The organism is Vreelandella arcis (assembly GCF_900103865.1).
In the GTDB taxonomy this organism is placed as follows: domain Bacteria; phylum Pseudomonadota; class Gammaproteobacteria; order Pseudomonadales; family Halomonadaceae; genus Vreelandella; species Vreelandella arcis.
Map to the genome: position 1 here is coordinate 1 of NZ_FNII01000035.1, position 6,436 is coordinate 6,436.

A 6,436-nucleotide genomic window follows, 5' to 3' on the forward strand; every position below is an offset into this window, starting at 1 on the left:
CGACTTAACGAGAGCACCGGCGCCCAAGTGCGGGTGCGCATCGATGCTGGCTTCACTGACAACTCGACACTGGAGGCCTTGGAAGAGCGCGACATCGAGTACCTGGGCCGGCTGCGCAGTCACTCGGGTCTTCAGACGCTGGCGGCGCCGTACCTGAAACGGCCTCGAGGCCGCCCGCCCGAGCAACCTCGGGAGTGGTGCCACGACCTGACGTACCAAGCGGGCCCCTGGCCAGCGCCGCGACGCGTGGTGCTGGTGGTGCAGGAGCGCCCTGACGATCTGCTGCTGCATGCCTTCTTCCTGGTCACCAACCTCGGCCAGTTCGTAAGCGCTCCAATAACTACATCTAGCCAGTCATTGTTCAGGCGGGTAACGTCTCTTTCCACTGCCAAGGTAGCAGCGTGTTCAGTTCGTCATCGTTGTTGAGGGTAGGCAGTGTCTCGAAGACGTGCTGCAAGTACTCGTAGGGCGAGAGGCCATTCGCTTTGGCGGTTTATGCCGTCCGCCGAACTATGCCGAACAAAGATGTTATTCCCCAGAGTCATCGTAAGTGGCTCATGATGAACTCGGCATAGTTATGCTTGTTCCTCCACGTATAACACTGGAGGACAAGACTATGATTGCAGAAGAGTATTTAAATAGAAGCTGGCTGTTCCAGCGCCTAAGGTGTGGCCCCCAAGGACAACTCTTCGAACTCTACGCAGCGCGCCTCGTCAAAGATGGGCTAGCTCGCCAGGGCACATGGCGATGCCTAAACTTGGTTGACGGTTTTCTGAACTGGATCACAAAAAACCGCTTAGAGTTGACTGATCTCGATGAGCACGTGCTTGAGCGGTACCTGATGGATCGGGCACGCAAGCAATCTATCCAGACAGGCGACCGGGCGGCGCTGAAGCGGTTGCTGTCGGTTCTGCGCCAAGCGAACTTGATTCCACTTGCTCCGCTGCCGCAGAACACGCCAGAAGAGCAAATATTCGAGAAGTTCGCTGATTACCTGCGACAGGAGCGCGGGCTGGCCCCGAAGTCCATTATCCGCCACTTACCAATTATTCGTCGGTTTCTACGTGAGGTGTGCCCTGCCGGTACTGATGATCTCGGCAAAATCCGCCAGGAAGACGTTATCCGCTACGTCGAACGTCATGCTCGGGACGGAAGTGCGGCATCAGGGAAGGCGATGTGCTGGTCGCTACGCGCTTTTCTCCGATATCTATACCTCAGCGGATCGTCCCCGCTCGCTCTTGCTGACTGTGTACCCTCCATCAGGAGATGGAAGCTTGCAAGCCTGCCGACCTATCTATCTGTTGTGCAGATTCAGAAGGTCTTTGATGCTTGCGATCAAACGACGGCGTTAGGGCGGCGGGACTACACCATTCTCATGATGCTGGCCAAGCTTGGGTTGCGGGCCAGCGAGGTCGCGACTCTCACCCTAGATGATATCGACTGGCGATCCGGGACGATGCTCGTTCACGCCAAGGGCCGGCAGCAGGCACGGATGCCGATGCCCCCAGATGTTGGCGCGGCCATCGTTGCCTACCTGCGCGATGATCGCCCGGCTTCACCGTGTCGCCGGCTGTTTCTCCGCACAGTGACGCCTCACGTCGGCTTCGCCTCCGGTTGCGCCATTACGATGATCGCCAGGGCGGCTCTCAAGCGTGCCGGGATCAGTGACTGCGCACATCAAGGAGCACATCTGTTCCGCCACAGCCTTGCCACTGAGCTTCTTCGCTCTGGTGCGACCTTGTCTCAGATCGGCCAACTGTTGCGACACAAGAGCCATGATACGACGCGCATCTATGCGAAGGTGGATATCGAGGCGCTTCGGACATTGAGCCTTCCTTGGCCGGGAGGTATGCAATGATCAGTCTACGTTCCGCACTCGAACAATATCTGAGTATGCGCCAGGGGCTCGGGTACAAATACCAGCATCAGGCTCGGCGCCTTGCTGACTTCGTTTCCTTCATGGAGCGCCACGAAGCGGCGACCATTACCACAAAGTTGGCTGTCGCCTGGGCCACCTTGCCACCTGATCGGCACGCCTCATGGGCATTGCGGCTGACTGACGTGCGCGGCTTCGCTCGCCATGTCGCCAACTTCAATCCACATACAGAGGTGCCGCCCACCGGGATCTTACCGTCTTTGAAGCGCGCCAACCCCTATATCTACAGCGATGCAGAAATTAACGCGCTATTAACGGCGGCTATGGCACTGCCACCTGTAACCGGTCTGCGACGATGGACTTACCATCATCTGTTCGGGTTGATTGCAGTGACAGGCATCCGTCTGTCCGAGGCGATTGGGCTTCACCGAAGCGACGTCGACCTGGACGAGGGCGTGCTGACAGTCCGGCAAAGTAAGTTCGATAAATCACGCCTTGTGCCCTTGCATTTGACCACCTGCGCGGCTCTGCGCACCTACGTCGAACGGCGGGATGCTCACCTTGGGTCGCATGGCGGGCTGCACTTCTTTGTGGCCGAGCGTGGGGGCCCTTTGCTCCCCCAATATGTCTATCGCGTCTTCTGGCGCCTGTCTCGTGAAACTGGGCTGCGACGAGCGGGCGAACACACGGGTCCCCGGATCCACGACCTCCGTCATCGCTTTGCCATCCGGACTCTACTCGGCTGGTATCGCGACGGGCTCGAAATTGAGCAACGACTCCCGCTGCTTTCCACCTACCTCGGCCACACTTGCGTACGCGATACCTATTGGTACCTTTCGGCCTGTCCGCCGTTGATGGAAGAGGCCGCAAAGCGCCTCGACCGGCGATGGGAGATCAAGCCATGAACCAGAGTCCCAATGTCGCCACGCTCATCGAGCGCTACTTCACCGTGCGGCTCATGCAGCAGCGCAATGTCAGCAGCAACACGATTGCATCGTACAGAGATACGTTCCGCCTGTTGTTCAGGTTTGCCCAGGTAAGGCTACGCAAGCCGCCGTCAGCATTGAACCTTGCTGATATCGATGCTCCCTTCATCAGCGCATTTCTCACTGATATCGAGATCGCACGGGGCGCTAGCATCAGGACACGCAACTTGCGCCTGACGGCCATTCGCTCCTTTTTCCGCTTCGTGTCATTCGAGGAACCGGCCTGCAGCGCTCTTATCCAGCAAGTTCTCGCAATACCGAGCAAGCGCCATGAAAAGCGTCAGGTGCATTTCCTAACGCGGCCCGAGATTGAGGCGATCCTTGCCACTCCCGATCGCACGACATGGCTCGGACGCCGCGATCATACCTTGCTGCTGCTCATGGTTCAGACTGGCTTGCGTCTCTGTGAACTGATCAACCTTGACAGAGATGCTATCCAGCTCGGTAGCGGCGCTCATGTGCGATGCGTCGGCAAAGGCCGGAAGGAGCGATGCGTACCGCTGACCTCCTACGCGCAGACTACCCTTGAAGTATGGCTCAAGGAATCGGCACCCCGCAGCACGAACGCTTTGTTTCCCAGCATCCGCGGGAGCCGACTGAGTGCCGATAGTGTCCAAGCACTCTTGGCCAAGCACGTGCGCGTAGCCAGAGAAAAATGCCCTTCGCTGACATCCAAGCGCGTGTCGCCGCACGTGCTGAGGCACAGCGCCGCAATGGAGCTGCTGCAAGCCGGTGTCGATTGTTCTGTGATTGCGCTATGGCTCGGTCATGAATCAATCGAAACGACGCAGACGTACCTGCATGCGCATCTTGCACTCAAGGAAGAGGCCCTCGCCAAGCTTGAACCCTACGAGCCTGACAAGCTAATCCGCTTCAAGCCAGATGACCGATTGCTCGCCTTCCTTGAATCGTTGTAAGAAACAAAAACTATGCCGAATAAAATTCCAAGACTAAGCCCACATAACTCACCGCAAAAATGCAATGGGCGAATGTCTCCTGGGCCGTTCGGCATAGTTCGGCGGACGGCATAAACCGCCTTATGCCGCGTGCGGCATAAGGCGGTTTCGATCAGGCTGTAGATCGCCGCGCTGGCCTGTGCACCGCTGGGGGTGTGGCTGAACAACCAGTTTTTACGCCCCACCACGAACGGGCGGATGGCATTCTCCGCCGGATTGTTGTCCAGCGGGATCAAGCCATCGTCCAGGAACCGGGTCAGGCGGAACCACTGATGATCCAGGTAGTGAAGGGCTTTCCCCAGTGCACTTTTGGGTAGCACCTGGGCCAGTGACTTGTCGAGCCAGGTGCGAAGTTGATCGATTAACGGGCGGCTCTTCTGGTCACGCAGCGCGTGACGCGCATCGGGCTCAAGTGCCTTGGCCTGTTTTTCCACGCCGTACAGCTTGCGGATCTGGTTCAGCGCCCAGTCGGCTTTGCCGGTTTTACCTTTGGGCTGCACTTTCTGGGCCTCGACGAACTTACGCCGGGCATGCGCCCAGCAGCCCGCATGGGTGATCCCATTGCGGCGCACAACCTCGGCGTAGCCTTCATAGCCATCGGTGATTAAGCGACCCGCATAGCCGCCCAACAGATCAACAGGCACCCGTCCGGCGCGGCTGGCGGCGTAGTCGAACAGAACGACTTGTTGGCCCGGCGGCCCACCGCGCTGCACCCACATGTAAGACGTGGCACTCGCTTTACGATCCGCTTCTTGATTCACCTGGAGCGTCGTCTCGTCCATGTGGATCAGCGGTGCGCTGAGCAGGTGATGACGTAACGTCTCGATCAATGGGGTGATGCGTTCACCGGCCTGCACCATCCAGCGGGCCAAGGTATTACGGGGGATCTCAGCCCCATGGCGGGCGAAGAGTTGGCTTTGTCGATATAGCGGCAAGGCATCCTGGTACTTGGCGGTCGCCACATACGCCAACAGCGTGGCGCTGGCGTTGCTTTTGGGGAGTAGCTTAGCGGGTGCCGCGGCGATCTTGACGCCCTCTTCGCAGGTTCGGCACGCATACTTGCGCCGGACATGACGGATGACCTCGACCCGTGCGGGCACCACGTGAAGTTCCTCGCTAACCGCTTCACCAATGACCGTTAGCGCGGTGCCATCATCCTGACAGTGGCGAGCTTCTTCAGAGAGTTCATGCACCACCTCAACCCGTGGAAGTTCGGGCGGCAACGCCACCCGGCCACCCCGGGTTCGGCGCGTCGTCGGCGTGGCGGGCTCGGCCGCGGTGTCATCCACGACATCGTTGTCTGTCGCCTCGGTGGCGCCGTCTTCCTCGTCAACCGCCACTTCGGCTTCGTTGATCAGCAAGTCTTTCTGATCCACCTGATACTTCTCAGTGGAAGGGCCGAACTGACGTTCCAGGGCCAACCGGAACTGTTCAAACAGCGATTGCTTGGTGGCTTCCCACTGGGCTTCCTTTTTCTCCATCAACGCCAATAGCCGCGCATTTTCAGCGTCAGCAGCGGCCAACTTGCGCTCAAGCTGGGTGATCGTTGTTGAGGAGGAATCGGCGTTTTTCATACCGCCTAGTGTACCAAAAGCGCCGCTAAAACAGGAGCAAAAAAGCTAACCAACCTGCTGAAAATCCAACGCTTTGTGGGGTTGCATCGCCTTCAGATTCACACCATCCAGCAGCCAGTTAAGTTCCTGGCCCGTCAGCGTCACCGTGTCGCCTTCCAGGTGTGTGGGCCACTTAAAGCATTCGCGTTCCAGCCGCTTGTACCACACCACAAAACCGTTACGCTCCCAAAACAGCAGCTTCACCTTATCGCGTTGGCGATTACCGAACACAAAGAGCGCCTGCTCGAACGGATTCAAGTCCATGGCCTCCTGAACCAGCAGGGCCAACCCATCGATTTGTTTTCGCATATCCACAGGCTCGCGGCACAGGTACACCGTCAGATCGGTACCGGGGCGGATCATGTCACCACCTCCACCGACAAAAATCGCGCGGGGCGGCAACGTGGTGGCACCGGTAACCCTTGCACGCTTAACCGCCTTTCCCACGTCAGCAGGTCGGTGAGGGTTAACGCCTGTGAGTCGGCGTAATCACTTAACGGCATGTTCCGCATTGAGGCAACGTAAAGATGCCCTAACCAAAAGGCCTGGGTCGGGTTGAGTTCACAGTGCATGAGGATCTCCAAACCAAAGAGATCGTCAGTGTGATCAGCCCTGATTAGCTTGCCTAGATGGGTTTAATGGCTCGCTTACGCCAGTTCGACTGGCCGCCGGAGAAGGTCTTGGCGCTGTATCGCAAGCGTGGCAGCGCCGAGGCGCACATGGGTGAGGTAAAGTCGGCTCTGGACGTGCACCTCTCGTCGACAGATCGCGGCGACTCCACGGTTCAGGACGTGATGGCTCGCAACGAAGTAGGCCTGCTGCTGAGCCTCTACGCTTACCAGGTCCTGCATGGGCTGCGGCGCCTGCTGGAGAGCCGGACGCACCAGGGGTGGAGCCTGATACGGATGCGCGAGCAGGTGCTGAAGGTCGCGGCGACGTTATCGCTGCACGCCCGTCGCATCACGGTGCATCTCGGCGATGCCGCCGACAAATGGTGGCCGACCT

Annotated in this window: 5 protein-coding genes and 4 pseudogenes; 5 read left to right on the plus strand and 4 right to left on the minus strand. The window is 58.7% G+C overall.

The window, feature by feature from the left end:
• Positions 1 to 324: pseudogene (locus tag BLR97_RS19430) on the plus strand (transposase); the annotation flags it as partial.
• 37 nt (positions 325 to 361) lie between these two features.
• On the opposite strand, the pseudogene BLR97_RS20225 reads toward BLR97_RS19430, so the two are convergent.
• Positions 362 to 493: pseudogene (locus BLR97_RS20225) on the minus strand (transposase domain-containing protein); the annotation flags it as partial.
• Between the two features lie 123 nt (positions 494 to 616).
• Here BLR97_RS20225 and BLR97_RS19440 point away from each other — a divergent pair.
• From BLR97_RS19440 to BLR97_RS19450, 3 genes are read left to right on the plus strand one after another with little or no spacing between them, the layout of a single operon-like run.
• Positions 617 to 1,858, plus strand: a complete 1,242-nt coding sequence (locus BLR97_RS19440) for a site-specific integrase (protein ID WP_089708580.1) — start codon at positions 617 to 619, stop codon at positions 1,856 to 1,858.
• Positions 1,855 to 2,781: a tyrosine-type recombinase/integrase gene (locus BLR97_RS19445; protein WP_089708582.1), complete on the plus strand. Its 927-nt coding sequence runs from the start codon at positions 1,855 to 1,857 to the stop codon at positions 2,779 to 2,781. The genes BLR97_RS19440 and BLR97_RS19445 overlap by 4 nt, the downstream gene beginning before the upstream one ends.
• Positions 2,778 to 3,779, plus strand: coding sequence for a tyrosine-type recombinase/integrase (locus tag BLR97_RS19450; protein ID WP_089708584.1), 1,002 nt, complete (start codon positions 2,778 to 2,780; stop codon positions 3,777 to 3,779). Before BLR97_RS19445 ends, BLR97_RS19450 begins: the two co-directional genes overlap by 4 nt.
• Before the next feature lie 140 nt (positions 3,780 to 3,919).
• On the opposite strand, the pseudogene tnpC reads toward BLR97_RS19450, so the two are convergent.
• From tnpC to BLR97_RS19465, 3 genes and pseudogenes are all read right to left on the minus strand, one after another.
• A pseudogene (gene tnpC / locus BLR97_RS19455) lies at positions 3,920 to 5,392 on the minus strand (IS66 family transposase); the annotation flags it as partial.
• Between the two features lie 45 nt (positions 5,393 to 5,437).
• Positions 5,438 to 5,794 carry an IS66 family insertion sequence element accessory protein TnpB gene (gene tnpB, locus BLR97_RS19460; protein ID WP_089708586.1) on the minus strand — a complete coding sequence of 119 codons (357 nt, stop codon included), beginning with the start codon at positions 5,792 to 5,794 and terminating at the stop codon, positions 5,438 to 5,440.
• A complete protein-coding gene (locus BLR97_RS19465) occupies positions 5,791 to 6,003 on the minus strand; it encodes a hypothetical protein (protein ID WP_035584291.1) in 213 nt (70 codons plus the stop codon). Before BLR97_RS19465 ends, tnpB begins: the two co-directional genes overlap by 4 nt.
• Positions 6,004 to 6,078: 75 nt before the next feature.
• On the opposite strand from BLR97_RS19465, the pseudogene BLR97_RS19470 reads away from it, so the two are divergent.
• A pseudogene (locus BLR97_RS19470) lies at positions 6,079 to 6,436 on the plus strand (transposase); the annotation flags it as partial.

What these genes read in the sequence shown, in the direction of transcription:
- BLR97_RS19440 (WP_089708580.1), top strand. Translation starts at nt 617, where the DNA reads ATGATTGCAGAAGAGTATTTAAATAGAAGCTGGCTGTTCCAGCGCCTA.
- BLR97_RS19465 (WP_035584291.1), bottom strand. Translation starts at nt 6,003, where the DNA reads ATGCACTGTGAACTCAACCCGACCCAGGCCTTTTGGTTAGGGCATCTT.
- BLR97_RS19450 (WP_089708584.1), top strand. Translation starts at nt 2,778, where the DNA reads ATGAACCAGAGTCCCAATGTCGCCACGCTCATCGAGCGCTACTTCACC.
- tnpB (WP_089708586.1), bottom strand. Translation starts at nt 5,794, where the DNA reads ATGATCCGCCCCGGTACCGATCTGACGGTGTACCTGTGCCGCGAGCCT.
- BLR97_RS19445 (WP_089708582.1), top strand. Translation starts at nt 1,855, where the DNA reads ATGATCAGTCTACGTTCCGCACTCGAACAATATCTGAGTATGCGCCAG.